The organism is Ruegeria sp. HKCCD6428 (assembly GCF_013110595.1).
Classification (GTDB): Bacteria; Pseudomonadota; Alphaproteobacteria; order Rhodobacterales; family Rhodobacteraceae; genus Ruegeria.
The window spans coordinates 285094-300331 of record NZ_WVQX01000002.1 but is presented as its reverse complement, the minus strand read 5'-3'; the positions used below and the strand labels follow the sequence as shown (position 1 = coordinate 300331).

At 54.0% G+C, this 15238-nt stretch carries 18 protein-coding genes and 1 pseudogene; 8 read left to right on the top strand and 11 right to left on the bottom strand.

What is annotated here, in order from left to right:
- Nucleotides 1–3: 3 nt before the first annotated feature.
- Genes GS620_RS06760 through GS620_RS06730 form a run of 7 tightly spaced genes read right to left on the bottom strand, consistent with a single transcriptional unit; the run spans nt 4 to nt 5887 of the window.
- Nucleotides 4–870 carry a dioxygenase gene (locus GS620_RS06760; RefSeq protein WP_171614803.1) on the bottom strand — a complete coding sequence of 289 codons (867 nt, stop codon included), beginning with the start codon at nt 868–870 and terminating at the stop codon, nt 4–6.
- A 10-nt stretch (nt 871–880) separates the two neighbouring features.
- The gene (locus tag GS620_RS06755) at nt 881–2185 is read right to left on the bottom strand and encodes a TRAP transporter large permease (RefSeq protein ID WP_171614801.1); all 1305 of its coding nucleotides are present in this window, start codon (nt 2183–2185) and stop codon (nt 881–883) included.
- Complete coding sequence (locus GS620_RS06750) at nt 2182–2733, bottom strand: TRAP transporter small permease subunit (RefSeq protein ID WP_171614799.1); 552 nt, start codon at nt 2731–2733, stop codon at nt 2182–2184. Before GS620_RS06750 ends, GS620_RS06755 begins: the two co-directional genes overlap by 4 nt.
- Nucleotides 2734–2763: 30 nt before the next feature.
- Nucleotides 2764–3837 (bottom strand): C4-dicarboxylate TRAP transporter substrate-binding protein, encoded by a 1074-nt coding sequence (locus GS620_RS06745; protein ID WP_171207041.1) that lies wholly within the window; start codon nt 3835–3837, stop codon nt 2764–2766.
- A 29-nt stretch (nt 3838–3866) separates the two neighbouring features.
- Nucleotides 3867–4322, bottom strand: coding sequence for an OsmC family protein (locus tag GS620_RS06740; protein WP_171615300.1), 456 nt, complete (start codon nt 4320–4322; stop codon nt 3867–3869).
- Nucleotides 4323–4340: 18 nt separating this feature from the next.
- Entirely contained in the window at nt 4341–5006 is a 666-nt protein-coding gene (locus GS620_RS06735; RefSeq protein ID WP_171614797.1) for a malonic semialdehyde reductase, read from the bottom strand.
- Entirely contained in the window at nt 5003–5887 is an 885-nt protein-coding gene (locus GS620_RS06730; protein WP_171172459.1) for a fumarylacetoacetate hydrolase family protein, read from the bottom strand. The genes GS620_RS06735 and GS620_RS06730 overlap by 4 nt, the downstream gene beginning before the upstream one ends.
- A gap of 83 nt (nt 5888–5970) precedes the next feature.
- Between GS620_RS06730 and GS620_RS06725 the strand changes: the two genes are divergently transcribed.
- The 5 genes from GS620_RS06725 to yghX all read left to right on the top strand — a co-directional run bounded on the left by GS620_RS06725 (nt 5971) and on the right by yghX (nt 10862).
- A complete protein-coding gene (locus GS620_RS06725; protein WP_171188371.1) occupies nt 5971–6357 on the top strand; it encodes a YciI family protein in 387 nt (128 codons plus the stop codon).
- A gap of 42 nt (nt 6358–6399) precedes the next feature.
- Entirely contained in the window at nt 6400–7065 is a 666-nt protein-coding gene (locus tag GS620_RS06720) for a GntR family transcriptional regulator (protein ID WP_171117790.1), read from the top strand.
- A 1-nt stretch (nt 7066) separates the two neighbouring features.
- A complete protein-coding gene (locus GS620_RS06715) occupies nt 7067–8365 on the top strand; it encodes a malonyl-CoA decarboxylase domain-containing protein (RefSeq protein ID WP_171614795.1) in 1299 nt (432 codons plus the stop codon).
- Entirely contained in the window at nt 8362–9885 is a 1524-nt protein-coding gene (locus GS620_RS06710) for a malonyl-CoA synthase (RefSeq protein WP_171172456.1), read from the top strand. Before GS620_RS06715 ends, GS620_RS06710 begins: the two co-directional genes overlap by 4 nt.
- 89 nt (nt 9886–9974) lie before the next feature.
- Nucleotides 9975–10862 carry a YghX family hydrolase gene (yghX, locus tag GS620_RS06705; RefSeq protein ID WP_171614793.1) on the top strand — a complete coding sequence of 296 codons (888 nt, stop codon included), beginning with the start codon at nt 9975–9977 and terminating at the stop codon, nt 10860–10862.
- Between the two features lie 465 nt (nt 10863–11327).
- Here the strand turns inward: yghX and GS620_RS06700 are convergent, their stop codons facing one another.
- Entirely contained in the window at nt 11328–12239 is a 912-nt protein-coding gene (locus tag GS620_RS06700) for a LysR family transcriptional regulator (RefSeq protein WP_171614791.1), read from the bottom strand.
- 130 nt (nt 12240–12369) lie between these two features.
- Between GS620_RS06700 and GS620_RS06695 the strand changes: the two genes are divergently transcribed.
- From GS620_RS06695 to GS620_RS06685, 3 genes and pseudogenes are all read left to right on the top strand, one after another.
- Entirely contained in the window at nt 12370–12594 is a 225-nt protein-coding gene (locus GS620_RS06695) for a DUF1127 domain-containing protein (RefSeq protein ID WP_253283819.1), read from the top strand.
- The gene (locus GS620_RS06690) at nt 12584–12811 is read left to right on the top strand and encodes a DUF1127 domain-containing protein (RefSeq protein WP_171363767.1); all 228 of its coding nucleotides are present in this window, start codon (nt 12584–12586) and stop codon (nt 12809–12811) included. The genes GS620_RS06695 and GS620_RS06690 overlap by 11 nt, the downstream gene beginning before the upstream one ends.
- 229 nt (nt 12812–13040) lie before the next feature.
- Nucleotides 13041–13466 (top strand): annotated as a pseudogene (locus GS620_RS06685) (transposase); the annotation flags it as partial.
- A gap of 374 nt (nt 13467–13840) precedes the next feature.
- On the opposite strand, the gene GS620_RS06680 reads toward GS620_RS06685, so the two are convergent.
- From GS620_RS06680 to GS620_RS06670, 3 genes are all read right to left on the bottom strand, one after another.
- Entirely contained in the window at nt 13841–14299 is a 459-nt protein-coding gene (locus GS620_RS06680) for a GFA family protein (protein WP_171205670.1), read from the bottom strand.
- A gap of 41 nt (nt 14300–14340) precedes the next feature.
- The gene (locus GS620_RS06675; RefSeq protein ID WP_152456701.1) at nt 14341–14634 is read right to left on the bottom strand and encodes a putative quinol monooxygenase; all 294 of its coding nucleotides are present in this window, start codon (nt 14632–14634) and stop codon (nt 14341–14343) included.
- A 158-nt stretch (nt 14635–14792) separates the two neighbouring features.
- Nucleotides 14793–15179, bottom strand: coding sequence for a PfkB family carbohydrate kinase (locus GS620_RS06670; protein ID WP_256369207.1), 387 nt, complete (start codon nt 15177–15179; stop codon nt 14793–14795).
- Nucleotides 15180–15238: the final 59 nt, after the last annotated feature.

Below are 15238 nucleotides of genomic sequence, written 5' to 3'. Positions count from 1 at the left end.
TATTCAGAATCTGGCAAGCGTCACGTCGAATTTCACGTGCAAGAATGGTTCGGTGATCGTACCAGAAAGTTCCATGCCGTCCGGAAATTCTGAAGCCGGCCGTTCGACATAGGTCATCACCAGATCGTCCCGAACTCCAAACACCGTGTCCTGATCTAAATAAGGATCGTCGTCGGGGAAAATCTCGGTCACCAAAGAACGGTAGCCAGGAGCCTTGACGATGTAGTGTAGGTGCGAAGGCCGCCAAGGATGGCGCCCACACGCCCGTAGGATGTCTCCGACGGGTCCATCCGACGGAACCGTGTATTCCACCGGTTTGACCGTGGTGAACGCATATTTTCCATCCTCCCCAACCGTCATCAGAGCGTGAAAAGAATAGGTGTCCTGTTCTTCGTCTTGGCTTGCATACATTCCATTCGGCGCGGTTTGCCAGATATCCAGCTCTGCACCGGAAATCGGATTACCATCGGTGTCCCGGATCACGCCTTCAGCAAGCAGCACAGGTCCACCGTAGTGGCGCTTCATATCCCCGCCGAATGGCAGAGGGGGCGCGCCAGAGACATGGAAAGGGCCAAGTACGGACGAACTTGTTGCATCAGAACTTGAATGCAACATGTCCACCAATGACGACAGGCCCAGCACATCCGAGGCGAGCACGAACTCATGCCTGTCCTCTGATTCCACGGCAGCGCATCCCTCCAGAAACGCAATCCCGGCGCGCCATTCGTCATGTGTCAAGTTGGTTTCCCGCGCGAAGTCATGGAGGTGTTTGACCAGAGACCCCATGATTTCACGCATCCGCGGATCAGTGTCCTTGGACAGGTATCCCATGAACACATCGGTGATATTGTCTTTGGTGACAGAGCGCATCTTGGCCTCCTTAAATCAGGGCAAGGCTGAGGATCGGGAACTCGATCAGAATGAACAGAACGATTAGCATCACAAACGCGAAGGGCAGCGCGCCCATAAACACGTCCTTCAGCGAGATGCGGTCGTCATTGATCGTCGATTTGATGACGAAGCAGGATATGCCTAGTGGCGGGGTCAAAAGCCCGATTTCGGCGCCGACCACGGTGATGATACCAAACCAGATCAGCGACATATCCAGCGCTTCGGCCATAGGCAGGAACAGCGGGACAACGATCAAGATGATCGAAGCCGTATCCAGCAGTGTTCCCAAAAACAGCATCAAAAGGACGTACAGCAGCATAATCGACCAGAAGGACGCGGAATTCCCCGCAAGCAGGTCCTGCAACTGGTTGGGCAGCCCCGCCAGTCCCAGCATGCGGCTATAAATTGACGCTGCAGTGATCAGGATCAAGATCGCCGCTGTGATATGACCGGTTTCCAGCAACGCGTCCCAGAACGCTTTTGGTGACATGGATCTGCGCAGGACAGCGATGATCAACGCCACGAAGGCACCGGCTGCTCCTGCCTCGACCGCAGTAAGCCAGCCGGTGTAGATCCCGCCAAGAACGATAGTGATGATACACAGTGTTGGTAGCGTTTTGGACGCAATCTCGCGCCCGGACATCCATTCGGTATCTGCCACGATGCGGCCACCGACGAACGCCGGTGTGAATCGGCCCATGGCCCAGATCGCGCCAACATAGGCGATCGCCAACATGATCCCGGGAATGACCCCGGCAAGGAACATGTCCCCTACAGATTGTTCAGCAACAAAGGAGTAGATGATCAGCATCGCGGAAGGCGGGATGATCATGCCCAAAACCGAAGACCCGGCCACCACGCCAACAGCAAATCGCGGGTTGTAATCCTGCGCCATCATCTGCGGCACCGAAACTTTGGTGAACACGGATGCGGATGCAATGGACGACCCGGTCACGGCGGCAAAGACGGCGTTGGCTCCAACCGTCGCCATTCCAATCCCGCCTTTGACCTTGCGAAACCGCATGGTCATGACTTCGTAAATGTCCCTGCCTAACCCAGCCTTTGAAACGATGAGCCCCATGAAGGTAAACAGCGGGATAGTCGCGAAGCTATATTCCATCGCGCTGTCGCCGACCGCCACTTTCAGCAGGTTAAGCGCTAGCGTGAAGTTGTCCCGCATCAGCCAGATCGACACGAACGAGACGACGCCCAAGGCGATGGGAATGTAGACGCCCGCATAAATCAGGAAAACAATGGCAACGACCGAGATCAGGCCAATCTCAATCGGCGTCATTCTGCGGCCTCGTCATGTTCAGGGGTGCGAATAAGTTGCGGACGGTCCTGCGCCGTGACGACCTTGAGCAGGAAAATCACGCAGGCAAGCGCAGTACCGCACGCGATGACCAGTTTAACCGGCCACCATGGCAGTGTGAAAAGACCCGGAACTCCGAAATAGTCCTGCGTCTCCCACATATGAAGAAATTCAGGGAAGGTCACATAAGCGATCAAGGCCATGAAGATCGCCGAGACGGCGTTAATAATGCGTCTGAGGTTGGCCGTCAGGCCGGGGCGGCGGTGGTGTATCAGGTTCAGGAACCCGTCCGAACGTGTCAGCCGGTCCACCCTGACCACGTCGGGCAATTGCAGAAAAACAATCATCACGACCGAGAACTGCACCATTTCGTAAGTGCCTCGAAGCGGAGCCGAAAACAGCCCGCGCGCAACGACGTCGATATTCAGAATGACCACCAACGCTAGGACGACGAGCGTGCCCAACGCGTTGGCGGTTATTGCAAGCGAATTGGCGACCCGCGACAGGACGGCAACTGCGGTCTTCAGCATGTCTGGCCCCTTTCTCGGGTCGCCGAACGATTATTCGGCCGTCCAGTCCCGCACACCAGTGAAACCGGCATCCTGAAGCTTGCCGAGATAAGCGGCCAGCATATCTGTGCCCTGCTCGCCGTTCTCATTCAGCGTTGCAGCCCATTCCTGCGCAACATTGGGCATCGCATTTGCCCACGCAGCGCGGTCTTCGTCCGAGATTTCAATGATCGATCCGCCAGCTTCTACAAATGCATCTCGTGACGCAGCGGCTCGATCCATTGCAATACCTGCCACGTGGTCACGGTAGTCGATAGCCACGGCCTGGAGTACGTCTTTGACCTCGTCAGGCAGATTTGCCCAGTAATCGGCGTTGACTGTGACTGTTTTTGTATTCACCGCGCCAAGGTCTGCCTTCAACATGTAAGGGGCCACTTCTACGATCTTGAACGTCTTGGAAGCTTCCGGCCAAATCATCACGCAATCGACAAGGCCGGTTTGAACCATGTTGTAGAAATCAGTGAGGCCTCCGCGTACGCCCGCCGCGTCCTTGATACCCTCGAGGTAGCGCAAGTTCAGGCCGGCACCCGCGATCTTGCGTCCTTCAAGATCTGCAACTTTCTCGACCGGCTCTGAGCAGAACATCTGATACGTGTCGAGCACAACGCCCGTCGCCAGATAAACCTGATTTTGCGCAGCAAACTCATTCTGCATAGCCGGGTATTCTCGCGCGATCTCGTCAACCGCCTTGGCCACTGCACGGGCATCCGACGCGACGAATGGTGTCGAGCCCGAGATCCCCTGACTAGGCAGCTTGGATGAATGGAAGATGGTTGTGACGATGCCAATATCCCCCAAACCCAGCTGTACGCCTTCCAGAACGCCCTTGGGCTTTACGATCGAACCGCCATAGTTTTCTTGCCAGTTCATCTTGTAGTTGCCGGACTCGGCCAACCGCTTGTCCACTTCGGGAATAAAGAAGTTTGTGAATTCCTTCACCCACAATGCCCGGTCCGGGTAACCATCAATCACGATCGCGGAAATGGTTTCTTCTGCGACAACGGGCAGCGCCATAACGCTAGCTAAAGCGGCGCCCATTAGACTGCGTTTGGTCCAGTTTTTCATTTCTCTCCTCCCAGAAAGTCGGGTCTTTTTTATTTGTTTGCTTTGACCCAGTTGACGGTCAGGTCGGTGCCTGCCGCTTCAAACAGTTTTGCGATGGCGCAATATTTGGCTGTCTCCTCACCCACGCGTGTCAGCTCCTCCTGACTGGCGGGGGTTTCACAATTCACGGTGAGTTCAATTTCCGGAAACGGAACTTCAATCTCCTCCTCCATTAGGACACCGCGCCGGTCCAACCTGCATTTCGCGTCGATTGTCACTTTGCCTAGATCAATTCCCAAACGGTGCGCATTTTTGTGCCCGATGACGTTGGTACAGGCGATCAGCGCTGCCATCGCGGTTTCAGTCGGAGACGGACCAAGATTTGTCCCGCCCCGCTCGACAGGTTCGTCGATAACCACATCCAGATCGCGTATTGGTAGCTCAGTGCGCGCGTGTGTCGGGCACCGAGCTGTCGTGCGGTAAGTCACGACGGGTTTCACTTTCATACCCACGGCAGCGCCTCCTCATGCATAAGAACAAACCTTTTCAAACTGAAATCGCGGAAGTTTGTGAAACAAACCTGTTTCATCCGCGTAGCCCAGATTGCAAAGAAAATTGGACTTGAGCGTCGTGCCCGCGAAGAACTCCTCATCGACGATCTTGTTCGAAAAACCTGACATGGCGCCGACGTCCAACCCGACAGCCCGGGCCGCAATCATGAAGTAAGCGCCCTGAAGCGTGCCATTTCGAAAGGCCGTGTCTGCCACGTAGTCAGGCTTGTTTTCGAACAATGGCCGACGGTCTTCGTGCGGGAAAAGAAAGGGCAGTTCCTTCCAGAAGTCCATGTCATAAGCAATGATCGCCGTGACCGGAGCATCCATCATCTTTGGCACATTCTTCGGCTTTAAAGACTTTGCAAGCCGCTCTTTCCCTTCGGGACTTTTCACGAAAACGAAGCGCGCGGGCAACGTATTCATGCTGGTCGCGCCGTTGATCGTGATGTCGTAGATCTCTTCAAGAATGCCGTCAGAAACAGGCTTGTTGGTCCACGCGTAGTGCGATCTGGATTCGCGCAGGATCAAGGCGATCGCGTCATCCGACAAGCGTGGAATGCGCTCGCGCAGATCGCGGTGATCTTGCTGCGCCTTGGCGCGAAGTGCCTCCAGTTCTGCTCCGGTTAGTGCGCTCATGCTGCAGCCACCTTGGACTTGGCATCCTTTTCGTCGACAATCGGGCTGGCGCAGACGCCGATGCCCTCAATCTCGACCTCAACGGTTTCGCCGGGCTTCAACCAACGGGGATTGGGCTTTTTGGCGTGCCCGACACCCGGCGGTGTACCTAGCGCAATCAGATCCCCCGGCTCCAAAGTAGTATATTCCGAAATCGTCGCAATGACTTGACGAACGCCCCAGATCATGTTGGCAGTGTTCGAGCTTTGAAGGATTTCGTCGCCCACACGGCTTTCGATTTTAAGGCCGGATGCCCCTTCAGGCAGCTCGTCTGGTGTCACGGTAAACGGCCCGATCGCACCAGTGTCATCGAAGTTTTTTCCCGGCGTCCACTGGTGCGTCTTGCGCTGGTAGTTTCTTACAGACCCGTCGTTGAACACGGTGTAGCCGAACACATGATCCAATGCGTTCTTTTCCGAAATATGGCGACCGCCCTTTCCGACGATCAGCATCAGCTCTGCCTCGTAATCCAGTTGTTCCGAGCAGGACGGGCGAACCATCGGCTGACCGGCGGCCATGATCGAGTTTTTCCCGCGCATGAACAGAGCAGGATACTTTGGGATGTCGTACCCCCCCTCTTTGATGTGGTCCGTATAATTCAATCCCATGCAAATGATCGTGCCGGGAGATGCTACGGGCAGCGCTGGCGTGACAGAGGAGACAGGCACGCTTTCTGAAGCGACGATTTTTTCAGAAAGCGAATCGACCAGTCCAGGCGTGCAGATCAGCCCCATCAGATCGGGACCAACGGCAGGGTCCAAAGCCGTTAGATTCACTGCGTTTTCTCCGTTTACAGCAAAAACCGCTGTGCCTTCCGAAGTCTCTCCCACCAAGTATTTCATTCTCACCATCCATGTCAGTTCGCTTGATTTTTGCCGACTATTTTGCAATATGTCAAATAATATCGATATTTTGGAGAGCGCCGATGGTTGCTTGGTCAGACTATAAATCAGAAGCAAAAAGCCGTGGCGCTCTTGCTTTGGAGCTTTACGTTGCACACAGCACGCCGGCCAAGGCACCGGAAGATGTAAAGGCTTCGCTTCCAGATCACTTGGCATATCAGGCGCAACTTGAACGCTCGGGGAAGCTCGCTTTTGCTGGACCAATGTCGGATGAAACAGGAGAGCATATGCAAGGTATGGGTCTGATCATCTACCGCGCCGACAGTCTTGAAGTCGCCCGAAAACTGGCCGAGGAGGATCCCATGCACAAAAGTGGGGCACGCAGCTTTGTTCTGCGCAGATGGATGATAAACGAAGGCTCGCTGAACCTTTCAGTTGGTCTGTCAACTGGAATGAGTGCACTTAGCTAAAAGCACTCCAGAGATTTTGCCGCGAAAGAGGAACCGTCAGATATGGACGCCATGCTTGATACCGAGGGCAAAGAGACTTCCGCCACTCATGGTGCGTATCGAAGGCTCCGCGAAATGATCCTGACTGGCGAGCTGCCTCCCGGTCAAAAGCTCAAGATCGAGCAGCTCCGCGGGCTGCTGGACACAGGCGCAAGCCCGGTTCGCGAGGCACTAAGCCTTTTGACATCGGACATGCTGGTGGAACGAATTGACCAGCGCGGCTTCAGGGCGGCACCGGTGAGCAAGTGCAACTTCGAGGAAATCCTTCTGTTGCGATGCAATCTTGAAGAAACCGCGTTGCGCGCGTCCATCACCAATGCAGACTCAGCTTGGGAGGATAGGCTCGTTTTGCGTCACCACCATATGAAAAAGGCGGGCCAAAAAGGGGCACACGACTTTGAAGACGCACACAAGGCATTTCATATGGCCTTGTTGGACAATGCGAGGCTTCCTTTACTGTTGCGCTATTGTTCGCAACTTTACGATCTTAACATTCGCTACCGTTATTTGGCGGCCGGAGGTTCAAGCTACAAAAAGCGGGATATAGCCGCCGAGCATCAGCAGATCCTGGACGCCGCATTAATTCACGACGCAGACAGCGCAACCCGGCACCTGATCGATCACTATCGTCGGACGGGCGAATACCTCAGCAGCCAGATGGAGCCCTGAAATGCAGCGGAACTGGTTTCTGGGCGATCTGCTTGATCAGTTGTTCGACCGCCCCGGCAAGAAGCGAGGCAAAGACGACAAGCGATCCATATCAGAGCTGTGTGAAGCACTCTTGTCTGCAGAAGGTGAAGTATCGGGTTTCGTGCTCGCATCCACGATATTGGATCGATACCAGACGTTGGACGACGCGGAAAAACTGGACTTCTTCGCCTATTTGAATGACCAGCTTGAGTTGGACGCGGATCAGCTTTCTGAAACGGCGCGCCGCTATGCCAAAGATAGAAGCGTCGATCTTTTTAAAAGGCTTAGCGAGGCCGCCGAACCCCGACGGCAAGAATTGCTGCGCCGGCTGAATCAACCCTCCGGCGCGACGCAAGAGCTTGTGGCAATGCGCGTTAACCTGTTGCGTTTTCTCAAATCCAACCCCGAACTCAGGCGCACAGACATAGATTTCGTGCATTTGCTGCGAAGCTGGTTCAACCGGGGTTTTCTTGTCCTCAAACAAATCAGTTGGGATACACCAGCCCGCGTTCTGGACAAGATCGTGGCGTATGAGGCGGTCCATCAGATTAACGATCTAGACGATTTGCGGCGCAGGCTTTACCCGCCCGACCGTCGCTGTTTTGCGTTTTTTCATCCCTCAATGCCGGATGAGCCGCTGATTTTTGTCGAAGTTGCTTTGACGGCTGAAATTCCGAACGCGATTGATGTGCTTTTGTCCCAAGTCCGAGAACCGATCGAACCCGAACAGGCAAAAGTCGCAGCGTTCTACTCCATTTCAAACTGCCAGAAGGGTCTAACGGGCATCAGCTTTGGAAACCTGTTGATCAAACAGGTTGTGACGGAACTCTCGCGAGAGCTTCCGGGCCTCGATACATTTGTGACCTTGTCCCCAATACCGGGTATGAACCGGTGGGTGGCTGGCGAAACAGGGCACCCCGAGCATGGCCATGCCGCCAAAGCCGTACTTGCGGGAACAGCCTCTGCGCAGGACGTGCGGGCGATGGCCGCCCGATACCTGTTATTCGCCAAGCGCGAAGATGGGATGCCGCTGGATCCCGTGGCCCGCTTTCACTTGGGCAATGGCGCCGAGCTTCACGAGCTGCATGCCGAGGCCGACCTGTCGCAGAACGGACGATCCCAATCTGGTGGCGCAATGGTCAACTACCTCTACGATTTGAAAAAGACAGAGCGCCACCACGAAGAATTTGCGGCACATGCCACAATCGAAGCCTCGCGTTCCGTGCGCGCGGCTTCAACCGCAGCACTTGCGGCCAGACCAGAGGAAAATACGGCGTGACCAACACTCTCTACGACAGCTTGTTTTCCCACCACGCGGGAAACAATGCTCCGTTCCTGCAACTCGATGACGGACAGGTAGTGTCATATGACGCGTTTCTGAAACGCGCCGCACGGATCGCGCATGTTTTGCGGACCAGCGGAGTTTCCCCAGGAGACCGCATCGTTGTGCAGGCCCGAAAGCTAGCTGATACACTGGCGCTATACGCTGCTGCGGTTCAGGCGGGCGCAGTCTACCTGCCGCTTAATACCGCCTACACGTTGGCAGAGTTGGACTATTTCATCGCCGATGCCCAACCTGCCATGATCGTCAGCGACAGCACCAACGAAACTGAGATCGGAAAACTGGCGACCCGCTTTGGCGCAAAGCTGCTAACCCTCGGCGGCGACACTTCGAGTCTGAGCCGCGAGGCTGACGCACAACCCCACGAGTTTGAAACCGTGGATCGCGCCCCGGACGACCTTGCAGCCCTGCTTTACACGTCGGGAACCACTGGTCGTTCTAAGGGCGCAATGCTGAGCCATCAGAACCTTTTGTCTAATGCCCAAACTCTCGTGGATTTGTGGGGCATCACAAGCGACGACCGCTTGATTCACGCACTGCCGATCTTTCACACGCACGGACTTTTCGTAGCGATGAATACGTCGCTGCTCGCCGGTGCCAAAGTTCGGCTGATGGAAAAGTTCGACGTAAGCGCGATCGTGGAGGAAATGCCCAAGTCGACCCTTTTAATGGGTGTCCCAACTTTCTACACCAGATTGCTGGAAGTTGACGGTTTCACCAAACAGATCACTCGGGGCATGCGCCTGTTCATTTCCGGTTCAGCCCCATTGCTGGCAGAAACCCATCAGGCGTTTGAAGTGCGCACAGGCCACCGCATCCTCGAGCGCTATGGCATGACCGAAACGAACATGAACACCTCGAACCCCTATGATGGCGAACGCCGCGCGGGAACCGTTGGCATGGCTCTGCCCGGCACCGAGGTGATTGTGACTAACCCTGAAACCGGAGAACCATTGCCCCAGGGCGAGGTGGGAATGATCGAAGTGCGCGGACCCAATGTTTTTAAAGGATATTGGCAGATGCCCGAAAAAACCGCCGAGGAGCTTCGAGAGAATGAGTTTTTCATCACCGGAGATCTGGGCCGGTACAGCGAAGATGGCTACCTGTCGATTGTGGGTCGGTCGAAGGATCTGATCATCACCGGCGGGTACAATGTCTACCCCAAGGAAATTGAAGACGTCCTGAACGACATCGATGGCGTTTTGGAATCAGCCGTTTTCGGAATCCCCGATAGAGACTTCGGCGAAGCGATCATAGCCACTCTGGTTGCTGAGCCCGGATCACAGCTTCAGGTGGAACAGATCGAGTCGATCATCAGAAACAAGCTGTCGCGATTCAAACATCCTCGCCGCTACGAACTCGTCCAGGAGTTGCCGCGAAACACTATGGGAAAAGTTCAAAAGAACGCGCTGCGCGAACGGTACGCGAACAAGGAACGGTCACCGGCGTTATCTTAGGAAGCCCAGCCAGACGCTCAATCAAATCAAGACCTTCAGATCGGATACTACCCACCCTTCAGACTGCCAAACTCATCAGGAGATCCACAATGACTCGCATGACGGCAAAAGACTTCGACCAGGAACTTCTGGACCTGTATGACTTCTACGCGCACGGCAAGATCACCAAGCGCCAATTCCTGGACCGCGCAGGCAAGTTCGCGGTCGGCGGCGTGACAGCGGTCGCGCTGCTGAACATGCTCAGCCCGAACTACGCGATGGCTCAGCAAGTGTCGTTCAACGATCCCGATATCCACGCGGACTACATCACCTATGCTTCACCGAATGGAACCGGTGATGTTCGCGGATACCTTGTCCGACCTGCTGGCGTTGAAGAGCCCATGCCCGGGGTGCTGGTGATCCACGAAAACCGCGGTTTGAATCCTTACATCGAGGATGTGGCGCGCAGGTTGGCAAAAGCCGGATTTATGGCGTTGGCCCCCGACGGTCTGACATCGGTTGGCGGCTACCCGGGCAACGACGCCGATGGGCGCGAGTTGCAAAAGACAGTGGACCGTGTCGAGTTGATGAACGATTTCTTCAATGGGTTTGAATACCTGTTGAACCGAGATGACAGCACCGGAAAGGTCGGCGCAGTGGGTTTCTGCTATGGCGGCGGTGTAGTTAGTGCAATTGCCGTGGCCTACCCAGAACTGGCCGCAGGCGTGCCGTTCTATGGTCGCCAGCCAGCAGCTGAGGATGTTGCCAAAATTCAGGCGCCGCTACTGATTCAAATGGGAGAGCTTGATGAGCGTATCAACGAAGGCTGGCCGGATTTTGAGGCTGCTCTGCAGGCCAACGACAAAGTATACGAGGCACATATATACGAAAACGCCAACCACGGTTTTCATAACGACAGTACGCCACGCTATGATGAGGAAATGGCAAACCTAGCCTGGGACCGCACAATTGATTGGTTCAACACCTATCTGAAGTAATTGGTACAAGCTACCAAGCCAGTCATGCGTTGATATCTTTTCGTTGAAATCCTCGGCCCATCTTGGCCAAGACCTTAGAAGCTACAGTAACTTGAACTTCGCAGTTAGAGGTTCTGCGACAAGGTCTTGGTCCGCTATCCCTACTATTGGATGTTTTTATAGAGTCGAAACGATGGGAGGATATTGCCGAAGCGATTTTAGTTGAAGCGATCCATCGTTAAGTGTTCAGATCATCTGCGGGTTAAACGCAAAATCACTTTAATGCTGCTGATATCAGCCACTGATAACGTGTTCGGAGAAAGGCTGCTCGGAGACCGAAATGACCAATGCTGCATTTACCGACCAATGCCATACTTTTGATCTAGGAACCCCGTCAGTTCTCTTCAAATTTCAGCTAGACTTTTAATCACTCACAGCGAATGGGATCGGATTAACTTGGACTACTGCGATCGTTTTTATTCTTAGCTAGCTGTTCATTTGGTTTTCTTCGAAAGCCCGAAACCGCCGCGCGAGATAATCCACAAACGCGCGGGTTTTTGGTGCCAGATTCCGCCTTTCGGCGAACATTACGACAATATCTGTGCTGGGTGGTGCATACTCCGGCATGACATGGACAAGTTTGCCGGAGCGAAATTTCCTGTTTGCCATATAGCAGGGCAAACGTGCGATCCCGATACCAGCCAGAGCGGCTCGAAAGACGACATCGGTGCTGTTCCCCTCAAAGCTACCCGTTGCTTCAAATTTTTCGCCTGCGTTCGGTTCGATGCTGTTCCAAGCGTTCCGTTGGCTTCTCCCAGCAACTCTCAAGCAATTGTGCTCAGCCAATTCGGCAAAATTCGACGGTGTTCCACAACGCTCAAGGTATTCAGGTGAGGCACATAGTACCCTTCGACTCTGCATAATGCGCCTAATGACCATATCTGGATTCTTGTGTTGTTCTGCAAAGCAGATCGCCGCATCGAACCCTTCACTCCGAAGATCAATTTCTCGGTCGGTCAGATCCAAAGATATTTGAACCTCAGGGTTCTCTTTCATGAACTCAGGCAAGGCAGGAATCAGTTGGGACTTACCGAATGCAACAGTGGATGCGATCCTGAGTTCTCCGCGTGGGACACCATCAAAGCTGTGGATCATCGCCTTGGCTTCGTTGAATTTATCAGCCATTGCTTTGCATTTTTCATAGAAATCTTGACCTTCTCGCGTCGGAGAAACACCCGTTCTGGTGCGATTAAGAAGGCGGTAGTGCACCTGATCTTCAAGTAATCCGATTTGCTTACTTACTGCCGATGGGGTCTGCCCCATTGATCTTGCAGCCGCAGAGATGCTGCCCTGCTCGACAACCGTCGCAAAGATTAGCATTTGCGTAGAAATGTCCATGTCATGACCTTTGCTGTTCCAATATGGCATGGGGCCTTTGCCAAATTGTCGAATTGTGAGCGCTACCAAATACCCTTATCTCTGCATTGCAGCATAGATACTGCATTGCAGCAATAGACGAGGCAATATCATGGCAATTACTCGATCAAACAGCGGGCTGGATGTCGTTTTCGAAGCTGGCCGCACGTTCTTTCATCGAAAGCTGGACGCAATGCGAAAGGCACAGGCCAAACGCAGGGTTTATCGCGCAACGTATTATGAGCTCTCGGTGCTATCTGACCGTGACTTAATAGATCTGGGCATTCCGCGCAGTGGCATCAAAAGACTTGCTATGGAGGCTGCGTATGGCTGCTAACACCGAAACGGCTGGTACAGATCGTGGTCACGCCATCGCCCTATCAATCAGCTTCTTGGCGTGGATCGGAACCACGGCAAATGCTGCCTTGAAGGCACTGAAAATGGCCCGGATGCTCTCTGCGCTTTCAAATATGAGCGATTACCAACTCTCTCAGATCGGAATTTCGCGATCTGAGATCCCGGAATATGCCGGAAAATTGATGGCTGACGAATAGGTAAGCGAGCCCTCAGGTCCAAAAGCTTACACGAAAAATGCTGGTTCTCGCTCCTCCCAGAGTAAGCCAGCATGAGCGGTGGCGAAAAAACCAACAGGGAGCGCCAACGCACGGGCCAGCATTTTCAACTCCTCCCGAAAGTGCTGGCCCAAACCAACCTGACAAGCAGGAGTTGAGCCTCCCCAACTGAACTGGTCCACCGTTATGTTTAGGAAACGGAGGACTACGAATGGCAAACAAGCGACCGAGGCCCGAAGAGATTGTCTCGAAGTTACGGCAGGTTGAAGTTCTGATGGGGCAAGACATGTCCCGCTTCGATGCGATCAGACAGGTTGGCGTTGTTGAACAAACCTATTACCGCTGGCGAAAGAAGTACCGCGGAATGGGCGGAGATCAGTTGAAAGAACTGAAGCGGCTTCAGAAAGAGAACGAGCGGCTGAGACGCGCCTGCCGCGTGCTTGGACAACACCTGTCCATACAACCGCGTGTCCCACAAGGTCGCACAGGCGAATACAGGTTGGTCGCCGACATGATCGCGCTGACCCGTCAATACGGCCGATATGGCTATCGCAGGATCACTGCACTGCTGAGAGGGGCTGGATGGTCTGTCAGCGATGGGCGAATTGAACGACTTTGGCGACGAGAGGGGCTGCGACCGGCCAATCATGCTAACAGTAGACAACGATAACACCGAGCCTTATGCAGTCGTTTGTTCGCCGGCACGGCCGTACGCTCACAGGAAACTCAAATTTGCAAAACGATAGCCCAGAGCTGGTCAATCAGAGTGCTTAGAGGCTTGGATTTAGATCAGTAGTGCTGATATATCTGCCATAATGTAAATTATCAGGAGAACGTCGTTGTAGTGGCGCTCACTTGTTCCAATCTACTCTCCAATTGGAAACTAAATCGCTGCGGGTTTGCATTCCCCTAAGGCAGCTCTGTGGGACCAAACTCCAGTTCGCCGTCGCGCGAAGCTCTAATGACCGCTCTGCGCACAATGCGGACCTTATGGCCCGAGCGACTGACCCGTCAGGATAGAGCTATCTCCAAACGGTCCAACGCATTGGGCGGCCACACCTCATCGAATTTGTAAAATTCCTCAAAGATAGGAATGTCTTTGCTGAGTGGCACCCAAGCCTGCTTGCTGTTGGTGAAAATCTGTACATTCGGAGGACATTGATCCGGGTTGTTCAATGTTCCGACACGCACGTACCTTAGCTTGCCAAGGCGGATCATGTAGCTGCTAAAAACGGCGACGCCACAATCCCTACAGCGCGTAATGATCTGACCTTTCCCGCTTGGAGTAGAGAGCTCATGTTCAGTGATTGGCCCCTCAAACTGCACGCGATCAGCCTCAATGATGGCGTTCAAGACGTAGGCCGCTCCGGTTTGCCGCTGACATTCGCCGCAGTGGCAGCAATGCACGAACATGGGTGGTGACGTCATCTGATACGTTACGGCTCCGCAACCGCATTTCCCCTTGATCATTGTTTCCCCCTAATTGCTTCCTTGCATTCAAGCCATCGCTCTTATTGAACCAGTTCATAATGCTTGATCGAACGCGACTCGACCAATTCGGCTTCCGCCGGATCGATATGCGGGCTCTGGTAGTTATCGCCGACAAAAGCCTTTAGTGACTCCAGGTTTTCCCAAATCATCACAAAGCTGAACTCTCGCGGTGTGTCAGCACGTGCGGCACCAGGAAACACTTGAACGATGCCCTTGGTACCTCTCATCAAGGGGATAGCTGTTTCATGGAAGAACTTGCTGAACTCTTCCTCTTTGCCCGGCCGTGTCACGACCTGAAAAATACGCATGATCATTCATCCGACCTCCGTAAAGTACGGTTCCTGAATGTATGAGCGCCTCTGGTTCTGCGAACATATCATTTCGTTCCGAGATTGTCTGCTTTGGGCTGAACGTGCCAGTGAAACAACCGAAGAAAGGGCGGCTCAGGGTTCAAGATTGCCAGAGTGACGCCCTAGAAATAGATGAGATCTGATTGCGTCATGGCATGGGCAAGTGCTTGCTTGTCTTGGGTCAATAGGCGTGCGGCCGACTGGCCGCGCCAATAGGTAAAACTACGTTCCCCGTTGTTTAGCGTGATAAGATACAACCCCACTGAACGGTTTGGCACGATCCGCACCTGCTGGGTGTTGACTCCGCTTTCGCGCATCGCACCCAGCATCCGGGACGAGATGGCATCATCTCCGACGGCGGTAAAATAGGACAAGGGCGTTTCGGGTGTGAGTTGGGCCAGATACCAAGCTGTATTGAACGTGTCTCCGGCGAACCCCATTTGATACGTGCTTGGCGCGTCAGTTGGGGCCATTTCGGCCATGCATTCACCTATCGCTAGAATTCGCATACTCCGGTTTCCATTACTTCGAAGTTTGACAAACGGTAGCGTTCGACAATTAGGTAACC

Excerpts from the sequence above, each read along its gene's own strand:
- GS620_RS06715 (WP_171614795.1), top strand. The coding sequence starts at position 7,067 with ATGCAGCGGAACTGGTTTCTGGGCGATCTGCTTGATCAGTTGTTCGAC.
- GS620_RS06730 (WP_171172459.1), bottom strand. The coding sequence starts at position 5,887 with ATGAAATACTTGGTGGGAGAGACTTCGGAAGGCACAGCGGTTTTTGCT.
- GS620_RS06740 (WP_171615300.1), bottom strand. The coding sequence starts at position 4,322 with ATGAAAGTGAAACCCGTCGTGACTTACCGCACGACAGCTCGGTGCCCG.
- GS620_RS06670 (WP_256369207.1), bottom strand. The coding sequence starts at position 15,179 with ATGCGAATTCTAGCGATAGGTGAATGCATGGCCGAAATGGCCCCAACT.
- GS620_RS06695 (WP_253283819.1), top strand. The coding sequence starts at position 12,370 with ATGGCAATTACTCGATCAAACAGCGGGCTGGATGTCGTTTTCGAAGCT.
- GS620_RS06755 (WP_171614801.1), bottom strand. The coding sequence starts at position 2,185 with ATGACGCCGATTGAGATTGGCCTGATCTCGGTCGTTGCCATTGTTTTC.
- GS620_RS06700 (WP_171614791.1), bottom strand. The coding sequence starts at position 12,239 with ATGGACATTTCTACGCAAATGCTAATCTTTGCGACGGTTGTCGAGCAG.
- GS620_RS06675 (WP_152456701.1), bottom strand. The coding sequence starts at position 14,634 with ATGATCATGCGTATTTTTCAGGTCGTGACACGGCCGGGCAAAGAGGAA.
- GS620_RS06735 (WP_171614797.1), bottom strand. The coding sequence starts at position 5,006 with ATGAGCGCACTAACCGGAGCAGAACTGGAGGCACTTCGCGCCAAGGCG.
- GS620_RS06690 (WP_171363767.1), top strand. The coding sequence starts at position 12,584 with ATGGCTGCTAACACCGAAACGGCTGGTACAGATCGTGGTCACGCCATC.
- GS620_RS06720 (WP_171117790.1), top strand. The coding sequence starts at position 6,400 with ATGGACGCCATGCTTGATACCGAGGGCAAAGAGACTTCCGCCACTCAT.
- GS620_RS06725 (WP_171188371.1), top strand. The coding sequence starts at position 5,971 with ATGGTTGCTTGGTCAGACTATAAATCAGAAGCAAAAAGCCGTGGCGCT.
- yghX (WP_171614793.1), top strand. The coding sequence starts at position 9,975 with ATGACTCGCATGACGGCAAAAGACTTCGACCAGGAACTTCTGGACCTG.
- GS620_RS06745 (WP_171207041.1), bottom strand. The coding sequence starts at position 3,837 with ATGAAAAACTGGACCAAACGCAGTCTAATGGGCGCCGCTTTAGCTAGC.
- GS620_RS06750 (WP_171614799.1), bottom strand. The coding sequence starts at position 2,733 with ATGCTGAAGACCGCAGTTGCCGTCCTGTCGCGGGTCGCCAATTCGCTT.
- GS620_RS06680 (WP_171205670.1), bottom strand. The coding sequence starts at position 14,299 with ATGATCAAGGGGAAATGCGGTTGCGGAGCCGTAACGTATCAGATGACG.
- GS620_RS06760 (WP_171614803.1), bottom strand. The coding sequence starts at position 870 with ATGCGCTCTGTCACCAAAGACAATATCACCGATGTGTTCATGGGATAC.